Here is a 22,349-nt window from a genome sequence, read left to right as displayed (position 1 = left end):
CCTCCAGTCGCGCGGCTTCCGGAGAGCGGTGATAACTCACGCACAAGGCCCGAAGGCTCCCATCGACAATGACTGGCCGCACCGGCTCACGGGGCAGGATTTCGCCGTTCATCGCCCGACGATACTCGTCGTCAAATTCTTCCGTTCCCGGCATGCACCGAAGCCGAATCTTCGATTGGCCCGGCCGGCGCAGATAAAGGCGCACGTTTCCATGCCGATCCGTGTCCTCGACGACATAGCGATAGCGACGGCGGACCTCGATCATTTCAGCAGTTCATCCCACGGGTTGATGCCGGTGCCGGCCGCGCGCGCGGCGGTTTGCCCCGGCTTGCGGTCAAGCGCCGCCATGGCGTCGGCCAAGTCTCGCCGATCCCAAATGACGCGCCGGAAGACCCTCTTGCCCTTGGGCATCAGACCTTCCTGCACCATGCGATCGAACGTAGCTTCACCCACGCCAATGAACTGAGCCGCCGCCGAACGACCTAGCCCCAGCGGGGCCAGCATGGGCGGCAGGGCATCAAACCGTGGCATCCGCGCCTTCCTTCCTCGGGTTGTAGCCTTCCTGTTCGCGGATTTCGTCCACGGTCAGGATGCTGTTCTGGACAGCGATGCCGTAGGACTGCCACCGGCTGGCGTAGTCGCCACGCATCAGGCTGGACATGTCGATCACCAGTTCGAACGGGCTTCCCTGTCCGAAAATCGACCGGGCGAATTCCGCCTCGATCTTCCGCACCCATGGCATCAGCGTATTCTGGGCAAACCAAAGCGATGCCTGGGCGGCGTTGGTGAATGTATTGTTGCTGTAGTCCTGGACGATCGGCGGCGGCACGCCATAGATGCGGCACAGTTCCGCCACCGAATATTTGCGGCTATCCAGCGCCTCGGCATCTTCCGGGCTCAGGCTCATGCCTTGCCACTGCATGCCGCCGCCGAGGAACATGACCTCGCGGGCGTTCCGCGGGCCACTCATTCTGGATTTGAACTCGGCCTTCACCGCCGCCATGGTGGCGGGATCGGGCCGACTCTTGCTATCCAGCAACGTGATGACACCGGACGGCACCGCCTGGTTCCGCCACATCGACAAGCTGTAATCCTGCAACGCCCGCGCGCCGGCCAACACTTCCCGCGCCCGGCTGATCCGGCTGCGGCCGATCACGCCATCGTCTGAGCGGTCGCGAAGGTGGAAGATATCTTCCGGGAAGTAGCTGCGGGGCTTGCCGTCCCACGTCATGACGTCATAGCGCAGCCGCCCGGATGGCAGGCGGGTGATGCCGACACATGGCCACGGGATCGGCGTCAAGGACGCAGGACGGCCGGCACCGTCCCATTCGATGACCGACACCGCGTTGCCATGCAGCAGCACGGACGCCAGTGTCCATTCCATCCAGTCCGGCCCGGTCTGGCGGTCATTCGGACGGCGCAGAAGCCGCGCAGCCGGGTGGCTGGGGGCTTCGGTCCGGCCGGCAGGGTCGCGGCGATAGACGTAGGTATCAAGCGCCGCGATGCTGCCGGAAATCGCGTTCACGCATGCCAGGACGGTTGACAGGTTTTCGGCCTGGTGCGTCCCGACATGCATATCTGTGAAGAAGGGCAGGATCGGTTCGACCGGAGCGGCATCGCGCCGCTCCGCCCTGGTGTCGCCCGTCAGAAACCGCGAGAGGAAATCAAATGCCTTCACGGATCGCCTCCATGAATTTGAGGCGGCGATCAATCGGCATGGTGATAGTCTGGAGCGCAGCCAGATATCTGCGCCGCTGGGCCGCTGTCATGCCCTTGCTCAGACGGCTTCGTGCGCTGACAGACGTGTCCGCATAGGCGGGAAACGCCTGCACCACGCTGATCTCGATCAGGTTGACGGCGCGCAGCTCACGCCGGTCTGTCGCCGGCCACGCCTCGTCCTGGACGCGAAAGCCGAAGGACATGCCGCCAAGGTCCCGGCGCTCGGCCAGGGCGAGGATATCGTTGCCCAGTTGGGTCGGCGGCAGGTCCAGTTCGAAATGGAGCCCACGCCTGTCTTCGGCCAGGCGCAGCGTGCCCGAGGCCGTGCGGGCCAAAAGTCGGCCCGGATCATGATCGACCAGGGCGAGGATATCCGGGTTCGCCGCAAGGGTGCTGCGGAACGCGCCCGAGGCGATGCTTTCGGTATAGCCGCTGATCCGGGCCGGCGACCCGAATACAGCGGCGTAGCCTTCCAGCTTGCGGCCGGCGGCGCGGAATTCCACGCCACACGAACGCCTTTCCACGCCGTCAGCCGCCCCGGTCACGGCGTGATGCCCGACAGACGCAGGAGGGTCTGCGGCCGGATCACCAGCACGTCCGCCCGCATCCATGCCACGAAGCCGATCTGGCCATTCTCGGCGTAGAGTTCATTCAGCACCGAGATTTGCAGGCTGGTCCGCATCCCGACATAGACTTGGCTGAAATCGCCCATCAGGATCGAAGACCCGTTGGCGCCAGCGCCCACGGTCTCGTTGACCGGCACCGAGGTTGTCGTCAGGCGGGGGATCGTCCCGACATCAGCCGGGGCCGTCAGCGGGTTGTTGTTGGCGTCCTTGAAGCCCCGGATCGCGCGATTCGTGCGCGGGGCCATGACCATCGCGGACACGGTGCCGGAGTTGACATTTTCAAGGTCCAGCACGCCGTCAAGGATCGGGTCCCAGTTGCCCAGCGCGGCATTCAGCGCCGTGGTCTGGATGCCTGCCGTGTTGGAGATGCCAAGCGGCTGGTTGGCCGTGCCGTCACCGAACAGGATGGCCTGATCCAGCGCCAGCGCGCCCGAAGCCGCGAAGGCGGACCGGATAATGCTATCGACGTTCTGGCCGTCTTCCAGCAGTTCCCGGCTGATCTTGCAGCGCAACGCCCACGACTTCGCCTTCATCGTCACCTGGTCGAAGGTCGATTCGTCTTCGACGATCGCGGCGTTCTCCGCCCGCCATGCGCCCACGGGCGTCTTGGTCAGCCGGCCGAAGGTCAGGGACTGCGAAGCCATCGGCACCGTGCGGCACCCGGCGCGGAAGGCAACGGTGCTGGCCCGGAGTTCGTCCAGGATGCCGGCCGCAACCGGCAATGGCACCATCGCGCCGCCCGAACCGATGCTGCTTTCCGACAGCACGCGGCGTTCAAGGTCGGTCTGCGCCCCGCGATACAGAGCGCGCAGGAAGCCGCCGACACCCAGTTCCTCGGCCGCGCTGTTGCCCGACTGATAAAGGTCCGCGATGGCGTGGCGCTGTTCCAGAACCGGCACCCGCTGGCCGTTCTGGGCGATCAGGCACAGGCCGTCGAAATCAGCCGGGATGCGGGCACCGTCTCCGCCGATCTGGCGGGTTTCGGGTTCCGGGGCGCCGCCGCCGATCCGCGTGCCGGCTGCACGGCGTTCCAGGTCATCGACGGTCTGCTGGCGGGCGATGCGCTGTTCGATGCCCGATAGTTCCGTGTTCAGGGCATCCCAACGGGTCTGCGCCTCGGCCGGCAGGTCGCCGGGGTGGGCATCATTGAGGGCGCGCAGTTCGGTGCCGATCTCGGCCCGGCGGGTCATCATTTCGCGAAGGGTCATGATTATTCGCCCTCCGGAACGCGGTGCGCCTTGACTTCAAGGGCGTTGATGAGCCGAAAAAACAGTTCATCGACACGCATCACGCCGGCTACTCTCCGCAGCCCCGGCTTCACCCCTGGCGGATAAAACAGCTTCTCGTAAAAGCTCTGATCATTGTGCTGGATATTGAAAACGTGCCCGAATTCCTCGTCGGCATACGCGGCCAGCATGGTGTAGCCCTTATCATACGGACGACCCGGACGGCGCTTGATGACTATCGGGTCATCACCCCATGCGGCTCCGCCTTCGCCTAGAACCGTAAACGAAAGAGCGATGCGCGAGGCTTTACTTGCCGGCAGGCCCAAATCAACGAAATGGGCCATGATAGCGACTTGCATGGCCTGGCTAAGGCAAAGCCGGCGCTCAACGCCCTTCGCCTTGTTTTCGCGTGCGTCGGCCTCAGCTTCAACAACAGGAAGCTCGTGCGACTTCCATTCTTCGCGTGCGTCCTTCTCAATTCCACCCAAGATAAGGTCGCGCACAATCCACGTTTTGAACGTGTCGTATTTAACGCCCGTTGCCGCGCACACTTCTTTCGTCGTGTAGCGCGGTTCCGAAACAGGAAATTCCCGGATATCCAATTTGCTCTCCTTTTAGGTCCACGTGAACCTTGCCGATGAAGATACGCGCGAACCTTGCGGGCAAACAAGAACAAAGGTGGGACAAAATCAGGCCGTCAGATCGCGCAGGATCGACGCATGCTCGGCGATATCATCCAGAAGACTAAAGACGATCCGCATTTCTGGGCTTTCGTCATCTGTTTCGTATTCACGGACATAAGTCGGCAAATACTGCTGAACTGCCCGCGTCTTGGCCAGTAATCCCGGCGCACTATTGGCTGAAATTCGGGAAATTTCTAGAAGAAATTCATGCTCCCGCGTCACCAGCGCATCCATTTCCGCCTCAAGGCGCAAGTCTTCGGCTGTTCCATATTCCGGAAGCGGGTCAGGAAGCGGCTTTTCTATTTCGGCACGGGTGCGCGTAAAAGCGTCGCACAGCGCGATCAGCCGGGCGTCGGAATGGGTATCGCGTTTCGCGACCCGCTTGGCCGACAGCGTTTCCGGCTGGGCGAAGCTCGCGGCGGCAATTCCGGCAAGAGCCGTTGCAGCGCCGGCGGTGAAAAGGTCACGACGGGTCGATGAGCGCATCGCCATGAGGGCGGCCTCCTTCAGCTTGATTGCCGAAGACGCCCGCTGATCAAAGCGCACGCCTCCGGGGGTTGATCACCTGGCTGAAGTCAGGTCGAGAGGGTTTTAGGGTTGCCCCTTGGACATGCCCTTTCGCCCCCGGAGAGAATTTCGTGCGGATATCCGCTTACGTTGCGGTTGCCGCTTCAGCCATAAGGAGTGATCAAACTCCGAGGCTGACACTGCCGAAGTGACAGACTCGCGTCAACCATCAAAACGAAAACACCTCGAAAAACGGCACCACAGGCGCAGGCTGTCGGCTGGCCTGCCCTACAGCCATCACGGCCGCGATCAGCGGATCAATCCGGCCGCGTGACCGGGCCTTGTCCAGCTTCCGCGCGCCGGCCGGGTCGGTCGTGACAGTGACGTTCGACAGGCACCAGCGCAGCAGCGGGTTGCCGCCATGGTGAAGCCGCCCGTCCAGCACCAGGCGCTCGAATTCCTCGACGCTCGGCCCCATGTCCTTGAAGCCCTGCCCGTGCGGCGTCAGGGGCAGCACGATGCCCTCGGCGTCAAGGATGACCTCCAAGTCCTTGAAGCCCCAGCGGTCGAAGGCGACGGCCTGTAGGTCGTAATCCTGGGCGATCTCACGCAGTTTCTCGGCCACCCATGACTTGTGAATGGCCCGGCCCGGCGTCGGGATCAGGAAGCCCTGCCCGCACCACAGCGTATAGGGCGCAAGGTCGGTCTTTTCCTTCACGAAAAGCTGCCCGTCCGGGATGAAGCCCCACACCAGCAGCCGGTCATCATCCGGGAACCACAGCGCCAGCCCGCACAGATCGGCGGCGCTGCCGAGGTCCAGACCAGCGATGCAGCGACGGCCGCGCAGCTCGGCCGGGTCGAACGGTTCGCCCAGTGGGTCCCAGTCGCGCGGATGGATGAACCGCTCGTCCGCCTCCACCGGCTGGTTGAGATGCAGGTTGCGGAAGACGGACTCGCGGGCCGGGATACGCTGCGCCTGGGCGGCCGTGGTCCGCATCTGCTCGACCGACAGGAAGTCGCCAAGGGCCGGGTTCGCCAGGTGCCACAGGCTCTCGTCCCACGGGTCGGCATCCATGGGCACGGTGAAGATATGCGGGCTGAAGGTCGGGTCCTCGATCACCCCATCCCGGACCTTCTCGCCGTAGCTGACCATCTCCGACATGGCCGACAGCGGGTCGGCCGACTGGGTGCTGATGACGATGCCCAGCGGCTCCGCACGGGCTCCGGTGCCGGTCGCGAGGTTGTCCAGCAGCTCCCGGTTGGGCCACTGGGCAAGCTCGTCGGCGATGTAGAAGCTGGGCGAGAGGCCATGTGCCTTGCGGGCATCCGACGACAGGGCGGCGTAGGTGCTGCCCGTCTCGGCGTCCTCCAGCGTCTTGGAGAAGTCCCGCACGATGACGCGGCGGGACAGTTCGGGCACGGCCTCGATAATGGCCTTCATTTCGCGGTAGATCAGCCCCGCCTGGTTGCGGTCGGCGGCGGCGGAAAAGACCTGGCCGCGCGGCTCGGCCTCCGGGCCGCACAGATGCACCAGGGCGAGCGCGGCCGCGAGGGCGGACTTGCCGTTCTTGCGCCCCATGCTGATCAGCGCCTGGCGGACGATGCGCCTTCCCTTCTCATCCGTGGCGTAGAGGGCGCGGATAATGTCCTTCTGCCACTGGCGCAGCTTGAATTTCCGCCCGGCATGCATGCCGCTGGTAATCGGAAGGTCTTCGATCCAGTCAATGACCACCTGCGCCCGCTTCCCTCCCTTCAAACGGCGCTTCGTCGTGGCTTTCTTTTTGATGACGGCGGGTTGTTCACCGAACAACGGCAATGCAGAGAGCGGCTTTTCAACGTGAACCGGCTTCGCGCCGGGTCCTCGACGGCCCATTACTTCACCCTCAACTTGAAACTAACTCTGTTCGGGGCTCCCCAACGGTCGCTGGCCCCCAGCCCTGAGAGATTCTTCAGGCGAAGCATGGCTTGCACCAGGGCGCGAGAAGGGGGAGGAGGTCGGCAAAGGTGGCGGTTCCGAAGCGGGAGCCGCCCACGCCCTCGACATCCTCCTGCACGATCGCCGGATCGCGGCCCATCGCGTGGTAGATCGCCGCCGCCATGGACAGCACGACGCGATGAACGGTGCCTGGGATCGGGTCCAGCGCCGTCAAATCCTGCCCGCACCATTCCGATGCGATGCCCGTGGCGTCGGCCAATGCGCGGGTGGCAAGGACAACGTCCGCGTTGCCGCCGTTCGCGGACAGTTCGGCCATCAGGTCATCAACGGTTGCAATGTCGGTCATGTCAGGTTCTCCACCAATGGGTTGGGTCGTGGGGTGTGCCGTCAGACGAACAGCCCTTCATGCGGGGTTCGTTGCCCTGTCGGCGCTGATTGTGGTGTCGGATGCAAAGCCCGCGCAGGTTGCCGAGCGTGTCCGTGCCGCCCTTGGATCGCGGGATGATGTGGTCGGCCACCACGGCGCGCTCGTTACAGCCCGGCGTGGTGCATAGGCGGTCACGGCGCAGGCACGCGGATCGAAGCTGTTTCCAGAACGTGCCCTTGTAGAAGCCGGTCATCGCCGTGCCTCCCGCGCCATCCGGCGCAGCATGGCGACGATCTCCGACTTGTCGGCATGGAACTTCTCAGGGTCGCGACGGTCGGGGATCAGGCGTTGAACCGCGCGGGCAAGGTCATCCAGAGGCCCGGCATGACAGCATGACACCACATGACAGCATTTTCCTATAATGCTGTTGTTCCGTGTGTGCGCCTGTGTGCGCGCAGGCATGTGCGTATGGGGACAATATAGAGAAATGCTGTCATGTGCTGTCATGCTGTCATCCCTACGGGTCATCGGACTGGCTCCCACCAGCGTTCTTTTTCGTTTCGTTTTTGCGTCCACCCAATGCAGGTCAGTATCTTTTTGATTTTTCGCTGTTCGGTGGTGCCTAGCTTCTTGTTCTCGAAGCCCAAGGCAAGCGCACCGACGGCGGGGATCGTGACGCGCGTCCTACCTGCCAAATAATCCCTGATGATCGGTTCCCACTCATCCATCTCGAACCGGGCATCCTGTTCCGGCTTGATGACTTGGACCTCAAAATCACCGTCAGGCCACCAGTGTTCGCCCTGGCGGAAGGCATGGACGGCCTCGGCGAATAGCTGATCGCGGTCATGCGTCAGCGCGTCCGTATCGATCGGGCCGACCTTGACCGGCCAGTACCGGCGTCCGCCTGTCTCGTCGGTCAGAAACTCCTCTTTGTTCGTGGTGCCAACAAAAACGCATTGCCGAGGCACGACGATTTCACGCTTGCCGTATGCCGGCCGGAATCGTTCGGTCGTTCGGGTGATGAAGTGTTTGAGGGTTTCCTGATCGGCCTTGCCCATCGCCGATAGCTCGGCCACCTCGATCATCCATTTCCCGCGCACATGGTCGCTTGCGGCCTGATCCCGGCGCAGGTCGGGCAGGTTTTCGGAAATCCAGTTCCCGCCAAGGATCGCGCATGCCGTCGATTTTCGAACGCCCTGCGGACCCTGCAAAACCAGCATGTAATCCATCTTGCCGCCGGGCTCGAAAATCCGGGCCACCATGCCGATGAGAAACATGCGGCCTACCGCGCTGGTGTAGGGCGTGTGTTCGGCTCCAAGGTAATAGGACAACCACTTGCCCAAGCGCGGCGTGCCGTCCCAGCGCAGGCCGTTCAGATAGTCACGGACGGGATGGAACCGCCTTTCGTATGCGACGCGCTCGATCGCCTGGTGGATAACATCATTCCCGACCCGGCGAAGCGCCGCCATCTGGACGCGCTCCTGTATCAGCGTCGCGTCGGCTTCCGTAACCAGACGGGGCTTGAACGGCTCCGCCTGCGGTTCCAGAGGCTTCATGAGCAACGTGGTCCACGACATTTCGTCATAGGCGAAGGCGTCGGAATAGGCCGGGTCGGCGCGCAGGATCGCCAGCACATTGGCGACGTTCGATATCGGATTCCCGCGATCATCGACCAGAAGATCGCCCATCCAGTCCGGCTTCAGGATTTCTTTCGGTTCCACGGCGGTATCATAGCCCGGCATCGCCGCCGTCAGCTTCGCCAGTTCCTCGGCTGTGCCGCCGGCCGCGATCCAATCCGCCACGTCGCCCTTGTCGGGTAGATCAGGCAGCGTCAGGACGCGGACGGAACGGGCAATGCCGGCCAGCGCCTTTTTAACCTGCTGGGCGTGCTTCCGGCCGGGTTCGTCGTTGTCGGGCAGGATCACCACGTCAGCGCCGCGCAAAGCGCCCTGGTCGGCCATCCGCCACTTACCTGCGCCGCCCGGTGAACAGGTGGCTGGCAAACCCAGCCCCTCGATCGCATGCACGCCCTTCTCGCCCTCGGCCACATAGACCGTCCGGCCTGCCTTCACGGCGTCCAGCACGGCCGACAGGTGGTAGAGGATGCGCCTGACGCCTTTGGTGCTCCATGTCCAGCCGCCCTGGCCGTTCGGCGCGCGTTGGCGGAAGTCCTTCGGGTCCATCCGCACAACCTGGAACAGCACTTCGCCGTTCTCGTCCGCGTAATCGTAGGTCGCGACGATCCGGGCCTTTGGCTTGGCCGCCTGGGGCTGATCCCGCCTCTCGATAAACCCGTGATCACGCAGCCATTGCAGCGCACCGGCTTTGTCGGTGCGGCGCTCCTGCATCACCAGGTCGATCGTGCCGCCGCCCTTATCGGCCCCATGATCGTTCCAGACCCCTTTGCGCAGATCGACAACGAGGCTTCCGCGCCCCGTTCCGAAGCAAAGTTTATCTTTGGTCGATTCCGGTGTGGGCTCGCCCAACAATTCACGCGCAACCGGCCCGATTGCCCGTGCGAATTCGGTGTTGCCGTCCGCATTCATGGACGGTTATCGTGATGGAGTAGTGGGACATTCCTCCGAAAATCCGAAGGAAAACGAACCGGGAACGACCGGTCCCACGCCCTGATAATTAATTGATTTAACGCCGCTTTTTTACGCCGCCCTTGGGCACCATTTCCATAAAATTCCCCTACAATCAGAGCATTACAGCTTCAGATCCTCTGTCGCACGCCGCGCGTCCGGGGCGGCATGGCATGCTCTGCGCATGAAAGAGCGGATCGCAGGGGCGTCCTTCTACGGGCCGCGTCGTTGTTTTTGCCTTACGGCGAAACAAGGAGCAGAGGCCCATGATCGCGCTATCCGATATTCACGTCGGCATGTCCGTCGTCGGTGCCGATGGCCATCCGGTTGGCAGGGTTCGCAGCATGGAGGGCGCAACGCGCCTGCTGCTTGAAGACGCCCCGGCAGACGGCGACACGCATTATCTGCCCACAAGCCATATCGTGAAAATCACCGACCAGGTGCATCTCGATTGTCCGGCGGCAACCGCACGCACGCTCTTCGATCAGGATCTTCCGGCCGGCGAGAACACGACCTGAGAGCCGGCAAGCCGGCGATCCTTTGGCGCCCTACCATATCATGGCATCCGTCGCGGCCATTCCCGGCCGGGGAGCGCGCGAAACGTATGCTCCCTACCTTTTTTCCGTCTTCCCCTACTTTCCGTCTTCGATGTCTTTCATCGTCCGTTCGAATTCGGCATCCGCTTCCTGGGCATCGCGGCTGCCTTTCGGGCTCTCCTCGGTCGCGGCCTGATCGTCGATCCACAACCACAGACCAAACAGGACCGCGGAGACCATCGCACCTATCCCGAACAAAAACATGCATTTCTCCTTCATGACATGTCCTGGGGTAAAGGACGGGCCAGCGCGCAGCCGGTCAAGAGGATTTCACCAAGCAGGATCGCGGCTGATGTCTGCATCCGCTGGCCGTCCGTGCCGGACTTGCCGAAGGGGGGGTCTGATCGGCGCACCGAACGACCCCAGCAACGAAAGCCGTCCCCTGCGCCTGCTGAAGGCGCTGGGGCGGATCAAGTTGGCACCTTCGGCCGGCCTGCTGCCCACGGCGCTGGATATCGCCGACACTCCGCGCAACCTGTCGGTGAAGGAACTGGATGCCGCCATCGTCAACACGAACCGGGCGTTCAAATCGGGCCTCCAGATCGACAGGCAGTCGATCCTGACCCGCCACCACGCTATCGACGCCACGATCATGCAGGCCGGCATGATCGAAGGCAGCATGCAGATGCAGGTGAAATGCGTCGCACGCCTGTCGGAACAGGACGAGGCGGCCATGGATTTTCTGCGCCAGGACAGCCCGTCGATGGAGACCATGGAAATGGTGCTGGCGCCCGTCCTGATCGCGGCGTTCAGCATGGGGGAGCCCGGTGCACTTCAAGCCCGAAAATTGTGGCCGTCGCTGCTTCTCATGATCGTGGGCATCACACTGACTGGCGTGGGTGCGTCTGGGCATTCGGCCGACGGAACAAGCGACTGGGCTCACCGCGCGGAAGGAATCGCGTGCGCAGCGTCGGCCCTGGGTTCCTAGCCTAAGGTCTATGGGGATTCATCGTGAATGAATGGGGTGAGGTGTCTCCCGCCTCCGGCCTCTTGCCCTTTGTGATCATCTGTAGACGGCCGAGAGGCAGGCGCGGCACCAAGCCGGTACACACCTCTCCGCAGGTCGGTATAACGGCCCGAGCCTGGGATGAGGCCGGCTCACCCTGGCGGCGGTCACAGCGTCTTGCCATCCGATTGCACGCCCCAGTCCAGAAAATCCATCCGTGACACGGGTAGATCCTCAGGGCGCTTGAAGATCGGCGGAAGACCGGCGGCTTCCGCGATGCCTTGTACCCGGCAGAGGAAAAAGGCCGTGGCATAGGCCTCGTCGATGTCCGCCTGCGTATCGGTCGCGAGGGCCGGCACGGCGGTCCCGCGCGCCCGCATCATGGCATCGAGCCCTTCAACCCAATGCAGAATGCCTGTGATGTCCGCGGCTACTTTCGGCCAAAGCGCCAGCGCCTGGTCTATCTCACAATAATCCCGCACTTCCTGCGCGCCGTGCAGGTTGGCGAAGGCCCATTGCGACCGGCCTTGCCGGCGGGCGCGATGACAAAAGTCGCGGAATGTCAGGCCGCGGATCATGGTCGCGCGGGCCGAGGGTTGATACACCACCCGCAATCCCATTGGCGCGAGACGCCAAGCCAGTTCGATATCCTCGCAACCGAAGCGGAAGATCGGATTGAAGATGCCGTGTTCGGTCAGCAAAGCCCGCTTGCATGAGCTGCGGCCACCCCAGAATTCCCGGTAGCTGAGCATCTGACCGGGCTTCATCCAACCATAGGAAAAAAGCTGACTGCCCGCGCCGGTGACATGGCGCATGACTGGCAGATCGGCGATATCCGCCGCCAGATCGGTATGGCCCAGAACCGCGACATTGACATCCGGATGGCGCAGATGGGCTGACAGATGCCCGATCAGCAGATTGCTGTCCGCCACGTCGTCATCGTCCAGAAAAACGATGATCGGCGCGCGGCAGGCGAAAATCCCCAGATTTTTGGCGGCAGCAAGTCCGCTCTGGGCCTGACGCAAGACGCGCATGGGCAGGCGTTCCGCCCAGGCGGCGAGAATGGCCTGTGTCTCGTCCGTTGAGCCGTCGTCAATGACGACAATCTCGAAACGATGCGCCGCGAGGCGCTGCGCCGCCAGCCCCTCCAGCACGCGAGGCAGCAGATGGGCGCGGTTATAGGTGGTGAGGATCGCCGAGATTTCAGGCGTCGCCGGCAGTCCTGTCGGCTCAAACATAAGCATCGAGCACCTGGAAAGCCTGGTCGCGCGTCAGGTGACGATTGGCCGCCAGAACCTCGCTCATGCCGCGTGCCGCATCGTCATACCCATAGCCGCTGACCTGACGGCGCATCCTGTGGGCAATAGGCGTCGCATCCACGATACCCATCCTCAACCCCGCATCTTCCATCACGCGGGGCCAGACATAGTCCAGCCCCCAACCCATGCCGCAATCGGCCGCGACGGGCAGAATGAGCTGCGCGGCGTCCCGCCGGATCGCCGTCACCGGCCCGATCTCGACGAAACGGGTCTGCCGCGCCTTCACGCCGGGGTTTTGCATCACCAGCGGATGGTCGATGTAACTATCGACGGTTCGCGCGGGCTGGCAGAGCGCGAAGTCGTACCGCTCGGCCAGATCGATAAAACTGTCGATGAAATCCGGCGGCAGTTCGACATCGTCATCGACCAGCAGGATCCAGTCGAAACGTGCGGCATCGGCGGTCAGGTCGTTGACCAGAAGAAATTTCGGCGTGCGCTGCAGCCGGATCGAGACGGTGCAGGGCAGGTCGCAATCCCCAGGACGGTCCGCCGCCAGCGCCACCCATCGCTGCGTGACGCGCGTGCGACGTGCGCCCGCGAATTCATAGATGAGATGCGCCGCTGTGTTCGGACGATCAGCCAGATAGATGCCCGCGATCAGAATCTCAGTCACGGAGGATATCGCCCAGCTTGCGTCGCACCACATCGGTCGACAGCGTGTCGGCGATCAGGGCGCGGCCCTGCTTTTGCAGGGCGAGCCACAAAGCGTCGTCCCGCACGAGTTGAATCACCTGACGCGCGAAGTCCTGCGGCGTTTCGGCTACCATGATATTGACGCCGTGCTCCAACGCCATGCCTTCCGCGCCGACGGGGGTGGCCACGACGGGCAACCCATGCGCCAGGCTCTGGCCGACCTTGCCCTTCATGCCTGCGCCATAGCGCAACGGGGCGACAAAGACCCGCGACGTGCGCTGCAACTCGGTCAGATCCGGCACGAAGCCCAGGATTTCAATATTCGGCATGGCGTCAAAGGCGAGGATATCGGCATCCGCATTGGCGCCGACGACGCGGAACACCAGATCCGGCATTTCACGATGCAACTCAGGCCAGATTTCCTTGACGAACCAGCGCACGGCATCGCCGTTCGGCTTGTGCCAGAAGCCGCCGACGAACAGCAGATCGCGCCGGCCGGCGGGACCCGGTGGCTCATCGGCCGGCATATCGAAGACATTGGGCAGAACGTCGATCACGGCATCGGGGGCATGGCGCAGCAAGGCCGCCTTTTCGTCCTCCGTCACTGCGAAGGTGAGATCGGCGGTGGCGATACAGGACAGTTCCTGTGCCAAGGTGGCTTCCGCAGCCGCGCGCAGCGTGGGGTCGCCGATCAGCTCCGCTTCGCGGCTCATGCGCAGATAATGGAAATCCACCATATCATAGAGGATACGCGCCCAGGGGCAGTGCAGCCGGACCAGTGGAATGAATGCCATGGCGATGCTGGGGAAGCTGATGAAGGCGTATCGAACGTCCCGCCCCGATTGCGCCAGATAGGCCCGGGCGTCCTCGTTTCCATACAGGAAACGGCTGACCCCAATCTCCCGGAGCGCGTTTTCGTAACGCAGGCGGCCGGCTTCCGTTGCCAGCGGGCCGGGGGATTGCTCGGCGGGCGTGAAGGAACAGAATACCACGTCCCATTCCAGGGCGCAGATCAGGGCCATCAGGGTTTTCAGGCGCAGGCCGCCACTTTGTTGATCGTAGAGTGGCAGAAAATCGGCGACAACCAGCACCACGCCGCGCCCCGCTGTGGTCGGCGCTTGATGGGTCTTAGCCGCGAGCCGTTCGGCCGATCTCACCAGGCCGGCGGCATCCGGTATGGGCGATTGTCCCGCAAAGGCCCGCGGCGAGAGAGTGGTCGCTTGAATGGCGGCTTCCATAATGGGCGGTTTGCCTCGCCCGAGCCAGGCGGCGAGCGCCCGCACCGGAGCCGTCAGTTTCCATGATGTCGATTGAAAAAGTCCACGGATGAGCGCATCTTTGGCGGCGAGGCTGGCGCGCAGGGCCGCCAGTTCGTCACTGTCCACCATCGCCTGTGGCACGAGCGGCGGCACGACGGGAGCGTCGTCATAGCGCAGAATCGCAAGCTTGCTCTGCAGGGCATTGGCCCTGTCCGCCTGACTGTTCCGCTCGCGGGTCAATCGCGCGATTTCGCGCTTCAGCACGGCTTCCCGAATGGCCTGCGCGCTTTGGTCTTCATGTCCGGCAATGGGCAATCCGCTGGGCAATCCGGGACGGGTGTCAGCAGTCATGACAGCACAATCGACATTTCAAACAGACCTCTATCGGCGCCTTGCCGAGCACGGAGCGCCTCTACTACATCCCTTATAGCCAAGCCATTGTCCAGATGCGCCGACAGGCCCGCGCGTCCCGCCCCTAGCGGAAGATTTTGCCCACGAACCGCAAGGGGGCGGTGATCCGCCATGAGGTGGAGGCCAGGATCGCCGAGACATGGCCGCGCGCGATCTGCCCTTCGGCCGCGTTGCTTTCAGCCTGGGCGAGCGCGTGATGCAGGCGTGCCAGTTCTTCGTGACCAATTCCGGTCGCGCGGCTTGTGACCAGTTCCGCATCGAGCGTCAGCGCACGGGCCATGGCCAGTTGCAGATCGGCATGAAGGCGGGCGCCCAGTTGCTGCGCGCTGTCCTTGTCCTTTCGTGTCCGGTCGAGTTCGGCCGCGGTTGCCGCCCGCAGGCTCTCGGCGTCGAGAAGCTCGGCGTGCAGTCGCGCCTGCTCTGCACGGGCATTGTCTCGTTCGGCCGCGATTGCCGCCCGCAGGCTCTCGGTGTCGAGAAGCTCGGCGCGCAGTCGCGCCTGCTCTGCACGGGCATTGTCTCGTTCGGCCGCGATTGCCGCCCGCAGCCTCTCGGTGTCGAGAAGCTCTGCGCGCAGTCGCGCCTGCTCTGCGCGGGCACTGTCTCGTTCGGCCGTTAGGGCCGCAATTGTTTCATCCCTCGCCTGAATGTCGCTCTCCTTAACCTGGAGATCGCGCTCCTTGGCTTGCAGTGCCAATTCGTAATTTTCCAGCATGAGAAGCTCTGCGCTGTCCTGGGATTGATCAATATAGCGAACCAGGCCGGATCTGGCGGTCCAGGCGTTCAAGAAATTGCGGTTTTTGCCAATCCGGTTGTTGAGGAGAATATGGGGCTTGCCCATCATCAGTGCGAGCACATGCCCGTGCAGACGGTCGGTAAGAATCAGCGTTCCAGGCGCCAGGATCTCGACGGCACGATACAGGCGCTGCCATGAAATGCGGTCGAAAGCGGTGTCGAACACCTCATCCAGATTGAGGCTGTGGAGGGCTGCCTCTGCCTGTACATTGGCACTATCCTCCACCCCGTGCACGGAACTCCAATCCTCCCGAGCCAAGGTCGTTCCCAGGCCATGGGGAAGGCGCTCGGCGTCGTCGCGCAGCAAAGCAACCAGGCATCGGTCGGGGGCGGGCAGTGTCGCCAGAAGCCGGTGAATGACGGCGGTCAGAAAGAAGGCGCAGTCGATGCCGAGCTGGGCCTGCCTTAGCCCGAGGCGGTCGCGCGCGATGGCGAGGCTTTCATGGTCGCGTGCAAAAACGTGCAGATCGGGATGGCCTTGCAGAATTGCCCGGCTCCGCTCGATACCGACCGCGGTCTCGTAATGAATGCTCTGGGGGAGCAGGATAATGCGCCGCTCCGGATAACCGGCGATGATGGATTCCCGATGGCGCTGATGGTGGCTGTAAAGGTCGCCGAAATTGCCGCCGCCCTGAAAGACGATCACGGTATCGTCTGGCAATTGATTGAAGGCGTAGAAATCAAAATTTCGGAGGCTGGCTTCGTAGACAATGTTGCACTGTAAGTGCGCGCGCAGCAGAGTCTTCTCGCCCAGCCAGATGAGGTGATCCCCGGAATTCTCGTAATTCGGCCAGTCGAGCAAAGCGACGGGGCGGTTCGCGATGAGGCCGCGCACCTGCTCCGTCAGGTTCTCCAGCGCCTGGAACACACCGCTATCGGCCAGATCGGCGATGCTGGCCGCTGACGCCTTTGTCAGGTCAGCCATTCTGGTCGCCGGCAAGGCGATACGAGGAGCCGCCGCGGTGGAGGGCTGGCTGCCCTGGCGGCCTGCTGCGCTGCAAAAGGCTCTCGATGGCGGGCTTCAAGAACGGGTCCGGCACGGCGGTATAGATATCTTCCCATTGGTTGATCAGGGATGCCGGCACATCAGCCAGCATGTCGAGTCGGGAATATTCCCAACCCTCGCAGACCAGCGCCAGAACGCTCGATTCCCAGAGCGGTTCCATATCCCCTGCTACGAACCCCAGGGCGGCGGCACATCGGAGCTGGCGACGAAGACCTGGCCTGGGTCGGCGCGAGGGTGAAGGCGATGGCGATGGCGATGGCGATGGCGATGGCGGCAATGACGGAAATATGGGTGGACATGCCCCAATCAAGCGCCGCGACCCCCGTATTGTCCCGTAAATTCGTCGCGACGTGGATGACCTCCTTCCCGACTTCGCGTCCCACCGCGTCGAGCATGACCCTGCCCCGAACATCCCCATCTCGACGAGTTGCTGAAATAAGGGGCCGTCCGTGTCGTTTCCCGAACCCAAACCACGCATCGTAGGCCGTTACGATTATTTATGGACGCATGAAGCCGCGCGGGGACTGGATCAGGGCAAAGATTGTCCCGCCTGCCTCGTCGCGGCCAGCGACAGCGTGCCGCGGGCTCCGCTGTCGTGCTTCTGCCGATCACGCACACGCCGCCTTCCGGCGATACCGTCGGGATCGAGATACCGGCGAAGGTCAAGGCGGCGATCGGACTGGATGATGTCCCAAGCTGGGTCATCGTCTCGGAGCACAACGTCGATGAATGGGGCACAGCCAAGGAACTGGCCCGGGATTTCGCCCGTGAACTGGTGAAGCGATACGGGGTGGTGGCCGATGTGGCGATCCATGAACCCGGCCGGGAAGGGGACAACCGAAACCATCACGCCCATATCCTGACCACCACCCGGACGGCCGGGGCGGAAGGACTGTAACCGGCCGCTCACGGCCGCCTTATGAGTGGATTGGATGATTGGTAATCTCCTGTCGTTAACGACGTCGTTATTGACGTCGTTTGGGAGGTGAGAATGGGGCAGGAGATCCTGATTGGCGTGGAGCGTCGACGGCGCTGGCCTGTGGCGCGGAAGCTGAGCATCCTGTCGGAGGTCAGTGTGGACGGGGCTACGCGCGGCATGTTCATGACAGGAGGATGGGGCGATCGCCAGTTCGCGGCAGATCGGCTCGATACCCAAGTCCTCACGATGGCCGTCGATGAACGCCATCATCATTTCCCGCGGCGGTCGAACTCCGCCATCGCAAAATACGCCGCTTCCTTGCGCAGGATCTCGTTGGCGCGGCGCATCATATAGACCGATCGTCTATTAAATGAAGCATCCTTCTCCGTCGATAGCTTCACATCGTCGTCAACGACCCGGCGACGGAGGCCGGCTGGTCCTCGCCCTTTCCGAACCGGGTATGGGCATCGCCCCAGTGCTTCAGCGCCATGATGACCGGCTCCAGGCTCCGGCCACGCCCGGTCAGGCTGTATTCGACTTTCGGCGGCACTTCGGCATAGACCGTACGCAGCACGAACCCGTCCTGCTCCAGCTCGCGCAACTGCGCCGTCAACATGCGCTGGGTGACGTTCGGCAAACGTTTTCGAAGGGCGTTGAAACGCATCGTCCCGTGCAGAAGATGGAAGAGAATCACCCCTTTCCACTTCCCGTCGATCAGTTCCAGCGTCGCTTCCACGGCGCAGCCGGGGCTGCAATCGAGCTGCTTGTGACGAATACGGGGCATGACGGTATCATTTCCGATACTATGGGCGTTATATGTGCGTTCTTGCGAATACCGAGCATAACGCTTCATCCTGCCTCCATTCAACGATGGAGCGGACATCATGCGTGCCGTTGGCTATCAAGCCCCCCTGCCGATCACGGACCCTGACGCGTTGCAGGATATCGAACTGCCGAAACCCATGCCGACCGGGCACGACCTGCTGGTCGAAGTCCGGGCTGTTTCGGTCAATCCCGTGGACACCAAGGTCCGGTCCAGCGCCACGCCCGAACCCGGCCAATGGCGTGTACTCGGCTGGGACGCCGCGGGAATCGTGACGGCAACAGGGCCGGATGTCCGCCATTTCGCGGTCGGCGACAAAGTCTTCTATGCCGGATCGCTGCATCGCCCGGGGACCAACGCCCAGTTCCATCTGGTCGATGAACGGATCGTGGGCCACAAACCGAAATCGCTGGACTGGACGCAGGCCGCCGCCCTGCCGCTGACCGCGATCACGGCATGGGAAATGCTGTTCGACCGGCTCGACATCCGCCGCCCGGTTCCCGGCACCGTGCCGTCCCTGCTGATCGTCGGCGGCGCGGGCGGCGTCGGTTCGATCGCGATCCAGCTTGCCCGTGCGCTGACCAACCTTACGATCATCGCCACCGCCTCGCGCCCCGAGACCCAGGAATGGGTCCGCAGCCTCGGCGCGCATCACGTGATCGACCATCGGCATTCCCTCGCCGGACAGGTCGCGCACCTTCCGACCGGCGCACCCGGCTTCGTCTTCTCCACGACGCAGACGGACCAGCACCTCGCCGATATCGTGGAATTGCTGGCGCCACAAGGACATTTCGGATTGATCGACGATCCGCAGGCCCTCAACGCGCTGCCGTTCAAGCGCAAGAGCCTGTCACTGCATTGGGAATTGACATTCACACGCCCGATGTTCCAAACCGCCGACATGGCCGAGCAAGGCAAATTGCTGAACGAGATCGCGGCCCTCGTGGACAGTGGGCGCATCCGCACGACGCTGGGCGAGACTTTCGGCCCGATCAACGCGACCAATCTGCGTCGCGCGCACGCCCTGGTCGAGAGCGGGCGGGCAAAGGGAAAGATCGTTCTCGCGGGCTTCAATGAATAGGCAGAATCGACATGAACACGACATCATCGGATCTGGTGCGGCGCAGGTATGCGACCGGCGACATATCCTTGCTGGATGACGATATCATCTGGTCGGTGCTCGACACGTTTCCCGAGGGTGGTGGTTATGTCGGTCGACATGCCGTCGCGGAACGTTTTTTCCCGGCGGTCAGGACCCATTTCACCGAATACGTTACGACACCGGAGACATTTCCAACCGATGGCGCCAACGTCGCGACGACCGGGCTCTATCGGGTGCGCACGACACTCGGAAAGACGGGTGAAATTGCTTTCGCTCATTTCTGGACAATCCGGAATGGAAAAATCGTGGCCTTTCACCAGGTAGCGGACACCGCAGCATTACGGGATCTCAGGGCCGTGCAGGAGACGGAGTCATGAGCATGAATAACGTGCCTCCATCTGACCCGCAGGGTGGTCGTTTCGATCTCAACGCCATCGCAGCATCGTTTCCGGACACGGCTGACACGATGCTTCTGGACACGTATCTGACAGACTCCGCGTCCCGGAGTATCCGGGTCTTTCGCGTCTATCGCGGCGTACCCGCCCACTATCACACACAATGCGACGAGATCCTGCATGTACTGTCCGGCGAGGGTACATTCTGGATAGACGACCCGGCCACCGAAACACCTTTCGCGCCGGGACAGCTTCTTGTCTTTCCCAGGCGTGCCATTCACGCCCTGCCGCGTATCTTGCGCGCGCCTGTGGTGTTCCTTGCCATAGACACCCCACGGCGTGCACAGGATGACATTACCTTCGTCAATCCTGAAGACGGCACACCAGCCGAATTCATCGCGAAGCTCTGACAGCATGAGCCACCTCAGAGCATGGTTTCCATCCATTCCGTCGACGTCATATTGTCGTTTCGCTCTGATCGCGGCAAGCCTCGTCCTGGGGAATGTCTCGGCGATAGGGGCGGAGACCACCGACTCGCGATCACTTCGTGTCGAGGCGTCAAGCCCGGTTCTGGACTGGAATGCCGTCGCCCTGGCTGCCAATCATATCTTCGTAGGCGGCCCGCGCTGGACCGGCTTTTCCGGCCCCGCGGTAGCGGTGCTTACAAAACGAAATTCGCTTCGCCCTTTCCCAAACTCAGAATGGAACGCCTGGAAACCTGGCCTTGACGCAAAACAACGCTTCGTCAGCGTCAACGCCCTTCATATCGACCCCGAAGGCAAACTTTGGGTGGTTGATACAGGGACACCGCAATTTGGTGGGCCACCTGTCGAGGATGGTCCAAAACTGGTCCGTCTCGACCCGGCAACGGGGACAATCCTGCGCATCTATCGGATGGGTCCGGATGTCGCTCCCGCCGGAAGTTATATCGACGATATCCGTTTCAACGGACCGCATGCCTATCTCACCGACGCTGGAAAGGGTGCCATTCTGGTACTCGATGTCACCACGGGTATCTTTCGCCGGGTTCTCGACAGCGTCCCAGCCACGCTGGCACGCCCGCATCGACCGATCATCATCGACGGCGAAGTCGTCAGAAACGCCAATGGAAGTCCGCTTCTGGTCAATGCCGATCCACTCGAAGTCAGTCCGGACGGGAAATACCTGTATTTCGGGCCGCTCGAAGGCCCGTGGTCGAAGGTACCAACCTCACTTCTGGACGATCCCGCGATATCGCCCACGACGCTTGCCGCATCCGTGACTCCTTGGGCCGATCTCCCTCCGATCGGCGGCAGTGCGATGGATGAACACGGGAATCTTTATTTCATCGCCCTGAAAGATGAGACTGTTTACCGGCGCGATCCGGCAGGGACGATCGTGTCTCTCGTGTCGGATCGCCGCCTGCACTGGGCGGACGCGCCATTCCTTGCGCGAGATGGACGGCTATGGCTCCCGGTCGCCCAGCTCGATCGACTGGCGCGATTCAACCACGGGGTGACGCGTGTCCAGCGACCGTTCCTTCTTTTCTCCGTAAACACCCAGTGAACCGTCTCCCGGCGTGTACATATACGTCCCCATGAGCGTCAAAGAGGTCTTCGGATCAATATCCCGCATTTCTCACACGCTGATGTGGGGCGGTCTGACGGAGCGCCGTCAACTGGTTCCGAGCGGTTCTGATCTGTTTTCGTAACGGGAAACCGAATTTCGGGCACGCGCCCTCCATGCCCGCTTTGACGGGAATCAGACGCGTGGGCGTGGCGCCTTGCGGTGTCTGTTTCGTCAGCGGGCGGCGTTTGTGAGCAAGGCATGGGCGAGCCCGAACGCGTATTGCCAGGGGCAGGCTGACGCCATGGAGATCCGCATCCGCCGGACGCTGCGGCCTCATTGGTCCATTCCGCCTTGCCGACGACACGCCGTGCCCGGCTCCAACTGTCGCGGGTCAGCCAGCGGAAATCCCGGTATCGGCGCGCAGCAGGATCCGCACGCGGGGGCGGCGCGGTGGGCGTCGAGAAAGATATCGACGAACCGGGCTTCGATCGCTGACGGGTCGTGCTTGATCCGGTGGTAACGGCCGGGTTCCGCGCCGCTCAGTTCCAGCCGGTTCAGCGTGCTCTTGTCTGCCGGCGGCGCGCACCTGGCACGGCGCGCGTCCAGCTTGCCAGCCAGTATCGCCAGGACCGGATCGTGTCGGAGGCGGTCGTGATCGACCAGATCCTCATACCCCAGGGCAATCCCCGCCACGCGCTGGAGCACCAGGGCGCGAATATCATCCTTTTTGAAATAGCAATTCGCCTATCGAATGCCGACAGCGAAAGAATCAAGAATATAATATACGCTACCAGAAAACTCAATGAAAACTTTAACAAACAACAGTAGAATAATATGCGATTTAATTATATTTTTAAAGCGGAAATGTAATATATTTTATTATTCGTCGATTATAACCTTCTTTCTCTTTTTGAAAATGTTTTTACAATGCACTGCGAACGGTTTGGC

General features: G+C 62.5%; 25 protein-coding genes, 2 pseudogenes and 1 other annotated feature. Of the genes and pseudogenes, 7 read left to right on the top strand and 20 right to left on the bottom strand.

Annotated elements, in window-relative coordinates; all coding sequences use genetic code 11:
- Nucleotides 1-261 precede the first annotated feature (261 nt).
- The 11 genes from HLH25_RS05875 to HLH25_RS19970 form a co-directional block, all read right to left on the bottom strand.
- Complete coding sequence (locus HLH25_RS05875; RefSeq protein WP_182973188.1) at nucleotides 262-531, bottom strand: helix-turn-helix transcriptional regulator; 270 nt, start codon at nucleotides 529-531, stop codon at nucleotides 262-264.
- A complete protein-coding gene (locus tag HLH25_RS05870) occupies nucleotides 518-1,678 on the bottom strand; it encodes a phage portal protein (RefSeq protein ID WP_182973187.1) in 1,161 nt (386 codons plus the stop codon). Before HLH25_RS05870 ends, HLH25_RS05875 begins: the two co-directional genes overlap by 14 nt.
- Nucleotides 1,665-2,222, bottom strand: a complete 558-nt coding sequence (locus tag HLH25_RS05865; RefSeq protein ID WP_310889051.1) for an HK97 family phage prohead protease — start codon at nucleotides 2,220-2,222, stop codon at nucleotides 1,665-1,667. The genes HLH25_RS05870 and HLH25_RS05865 overlap by 14 nt, the downstream gene beginning before the upstream one ends.
- 38 nt (nucleotides 2,223-2,260) lie before the next feature.
- A complete protein-coding gene (locus tag HLH25_RS05860; RefSeq protein WP_182973185.1) occupies nucleotides 2,261-3,553 on the bottom strand; it encodes a phage major capsid protein in 1,293 nt (430 codons plus the stop codon).
- 2 nt (nucleotides 3,554-3,555) lie between these two features.
- Nucleotides 3,556-4,173, bottom strand: a complete 618-nt coding sequence (locus HLH25_RS05855) for a hypothetical protein (protein ID WP_182973184.1) — start codon at nucleotides 4,171-4,173, stop codon at nucleotides 3,556-3,558.
- An 87-nt stretch (nucleotides 4,174-4,260) separates the two neighbouring features.
- Nucleotides 4,261-4,746: a hypothetical protein gene (locus HLH25_RS05850; RefSeq protein ID WP_182973183.1), complete on the bottom strand. Its 486-nt coding sequence runs from the start codon at nucleotides 4,744-4,746 to the stop codon at nucleotides 4,261-4,263.
- Between the two features lie 244 nt (nucleotides 4,747-4,990).
- Nucleotides 4,991-6,493, bottom strand: a complete 1,503-nt coding sequence (locus HLH25_RS05845; protein ID WP_220791701.1) for a terminase large subunit — start codon at nucleotides 6,491-6,493, stop codon at nucleotides 4,991-4,993.
- Nucleotides 6,494-6,710: 217 nt separating this feature from the next.
- A complete protein-coding gene (locus HLH25_RS05840) occupies nucleotides 6,711-7,043 on the bottom strand; it encodes a hypothetical protein (protein ID WP_182973181.1) in 333 nt (110 codons plus the stop codon).
- A 1-nt stretch (nucleotide 7,044) separates the two neighbouring features.
- Nucleotides 7,045-7,317: an HNH endonuclease gene (locus HLH25_RS05835; RefSeq protein ID WP_182973180.1), complete on the bottom strand. Its 273-nt coding sequence runs from the start codon at nucleotides 7,315-7,317 to the stop codon at nucleotides 7,045-7,047.
- On the bottom strand, nucleotides 7,314-7,466 hold the full coding sequence (locus HLH25_RS05830) for a hypothetical protein (protein WP_182973179.1): 153 nt from the start codon (nucleotides 7,464-7,466) through the stop codon (nucleotides 7,314-7,316). The genes HLH25_RS05835 and HLH25_RS05830 overlap by 4 nt, the downstream gene beginning before the upstream one ends.
- Nucleotides 7,467-7,588: 122 nt before the next feature.
- Nucleotides 7,589-9,610: a VapE domain-containing protein gene (locus HLH25_RS19970; RefSeq protein WP_220791700.1), complete on the bottom strand. Its 2,022-nt coding sequence runs from the start codon at nucleotides 9,608-9,610 to the stop codon at nucleotides 7,589-7,591.
- 305 nt (nucleotides 9,611-9,915) lie between these two features.
- Between HLH25_RS19970 and HLH25_RS05820 the strand changes: the two genes are divergently transcribed.
- Entirely contained in the window at nucleotides 9,916-10,167 is a 252-nt protein-coding gene (locus tag HLH25_RS05820; RefSeq protein ID WP_182973178.1) for a DUF2171 domain-containing protein, read from the top strand.
- 114 nt (nucleotides 10,168-10,281) lie between these two features.
- Here the strand turns inward: HLH25_RS05820 and HLH25_RS05815 are convergent, their stop codons facing one another.
- Nucleotides 10,282-10,464: a hypothetical protein gene (locus HLH25_RS05815; RefSeq protein ID WP_182973177.1), complete on the bottom strand. Its 183-nt coding sequence runs from the start codon at nucleotides 10,462-10,464 to the stop codon at nucleotides 10,282-10,284.
- A gap of 73 nt (nucleotides 10,465-10,537) precedes the next feature.
- On the opposite strand from HLH25_RS05815, the gene HLH25_RS05810 reads away from it, so the two are divergent.
- The gene (locus HLH25_RS05810; RefSeq protein WP_246401500.1) at nucleotides 10,538-11,173 is read left to right on the top strand and encodes a MetQ/NlpA family ABC transporter substrate-binding protein; all 636 of its coding nucleotides are present in this window, start codon (nucleotides 10,538-10,540) and stop codon (nucleotides 11,171-11,173) included.
- A gap of 185 nt (nucleotides 11,174-11,358) precedes the next feature.
- Here HLH25_RS05810 and HLH25_RS05805 read toward each other — a convergent pair whose 3' ends face one another.
- The 5 genes from HLH25_RS05805 to HLH25_RS05785 form a co-directional block, all read right to left on the bottom strand.
- Nucleotides 11,359-12,429: a glycosyltransferase family 2 protein gene (locus HLH25_RS05805; RefSeq protein WP_182973175.1), complete on the bottom strand. Its 1,071-nt coding sequence runs from the start codon at nucleotides 12,427-12,429 to the stop codon at nucleotides 11,359-11,361.
- Nucleotides 12,422-13,123 (bottom strand): hypothetical protein, encoded by a 702-nt coding sequence (locus HLH25_RS05800; RefSeq protein ID WP_182973174.1) that lies wholly within the window; start codon nucleotides 13,121-13,123, stop codon nucleotides 12,422-12,424. Before HLH25_RS05800 ends, HLH25_RS05805 begins: the two co-directional genes overlap by 8 nt.
- Entirely contained in the window at nucleotides 13,116-14,666 is a 1,551-nt protein-coding gene (locus tag HLH25_RS05795) for a glycosyltransferase family 4 protein (RefSeq protein WP_182973173.1), read from the bottom strand. The genes HLH25_RS05800 and HLH25_RS05795 overlap by 8 nt, the downstream gene beginning before the upstream one ends.
- A 211-nt stretch (nucleotides 14,667-14,877) precedes the next feature.
- On the bottom strand, nucleotides 14,878-16,533 hold the full coding sequence (locus HLH25_RS05790) for a polysaccharide pyruvyl transferase family protein (RefSeq protein WP_182973172.1): 1,656 nt from the start codon (nucleotides 16,531-16,533) through the stop codon (nucleotides 14,878-14,880).
- Nucleotides 16,526-16,774 (bottom strand): hypothetical protein, encoded by a 249-nt coding sequence (locus HLH25_RS05785; protein WP_182973171.1) that lies wholly within the window; start codon nucleotides 16,772-16,774, stop codon nucleotides 16,526-16,528. The genes HLH25_RS05790 and HLH25_RS05785 overlap by 8 nt, the downstream gene beginning before the upstream one ends.
- A gap of 435 nt (nucleotides 16,775-17,209) precedes the next feature.
- On the opposite strand from HLH25_RS05785, the gene HLH25_RS20740 reads away from it, so the two are divergent.
- Nucleotides 17,210-17,512 carry a MobA/MobL family protein gene (locus HLH25_RS20740; protein ID WP_375271702.1) on the top strand — a complete coding sequence of 101 codons (303 nt, stop codon included), beginning with the start codon at nucleotides 17,210-17,212 and terminating at the stop codon, nucleotides 17,510-17,512.
- 189 nt (nucleotides 17,513-17,701) lie between these two features.
- On the opposite strand, the pseudogene HLH25_RS20200 reads toward HLH25_RS20740, so the two are convergent.
- Nucleotides 17,702-17,889, bottom strand: a pseudogene (locus HLH25_RS20200) (IS3 family transposase); the annotation flags it as partial.
- Nucleotides 17,731-17,845: a sequence feature (AL1L pseudoknot), on the bottom strand. (Overlaps the previous pseudogene by 115 nt.)
- Nucleotides 17,890-17,930: 41 nt before the next feature.
- A complete protein-coding gene (locus HLH25_RS05765; RefSeq protein ID WP_182973170.1) occupies nucleotides 17,931-18,317 on the bottom strand; it encodes a winged helix-turn-helix transcriptional regulator in 387 nt (128 codons plus the stop codon).
- 100 nt (nucleotides 18,318-18,417) lie between these two features.
- Between HLH25_RS05765 and HLH25_RS05760 the strand changes: the two genes are divergently transcribed.
- From HLH25_RS05760 to HLH25_RS05745, 4 genes are read left to right on the top strand one after another with little or no spacing between them, the layout of a single operon-like run.
- The gene (locus tag HLH25_RS05760; protein ID WP_182973169.1) at nucleotides 18,418-19,437 is read left to right on the top strand and encodes a zinc-binding alcohol dehydrogenase family protein; all 1,020 of its coding nucleotides are present in this window, start codon (nucleotides 18,418-18,420) and stop codon (nucleotides 19,435-19,437) included.
- A gap of 11 nt (nucleotides 19,438-19,448) precedes the next feature.
- Complete coding sequence (locus tag HLH25_RS05755) at nucleotides 19,449-19,835, top strand: nuclear transport factor 2 family protein (RefSeq protein WP_182973168.1); 387 nt, start codon at nucleotides 19,449-19,451, stop codon at nucleotides 19,833-19,835.
- Nucleotides 19,832-20,263 carry a cupin domain-containing protein gene (locus tag HLH25_RS05750; protein ID WP_182973167.1) on the top strand — a complete coding sequence of 144 codons (432 nt, stop codon included), beginning with the start codon at nucleotides 19,832-19,834 and terminating at the stop codon, nucleotides 20,261-20,263. Before HLH25_RS05755 ends, HLH25_RS05750 begins: the two co-directional genes overlap by 4 nt.
- Before the next feature lie 4 nt (nucleotides 20,264-20,267).
- Nucleotides 20,268-21,398: an L-dopachrome tautomerase-related protein gene (locus HLH25_RS05745; protein WP_182973166.1), complete on the top strand. Its 1,131-nt coding sequence runs from the start codon at nucleotides 20,268-20,270 to the stop codon at nucleotides 21,396-21,398.
- Nucleotides 21,399-21,839: 441 nt separating this feature from the next.
- On the opposite strand, the pseudogene HLH25_RS05740 reads toward HLH25_RS05745, so the two are convergent.
- A pseudogene (locus tag HLH25_RS05740) lies at nucleotides 21,840-22,118 on the bottom strand (transposase); the annotation flags it as partial.
- Nucleotides 22,119-22,349: the final 231 nt, after the last annotated feature.

The organism is Gluconacetobacter dulcium (genome assembly GCF_014174165.1).
Lineage (GTDB): Bacteria > Pseudomonadota > Alphaproteobacteria > Acetobacterales > Acetobacteraceae > Gluconacetobacter > Gluconacetobacter dulcium.
The sequence above is the reverse complement of the archived record's forward strand: the minus strand, read 5'-3'. Positions and strand labels throughout refer to the sequence as shown.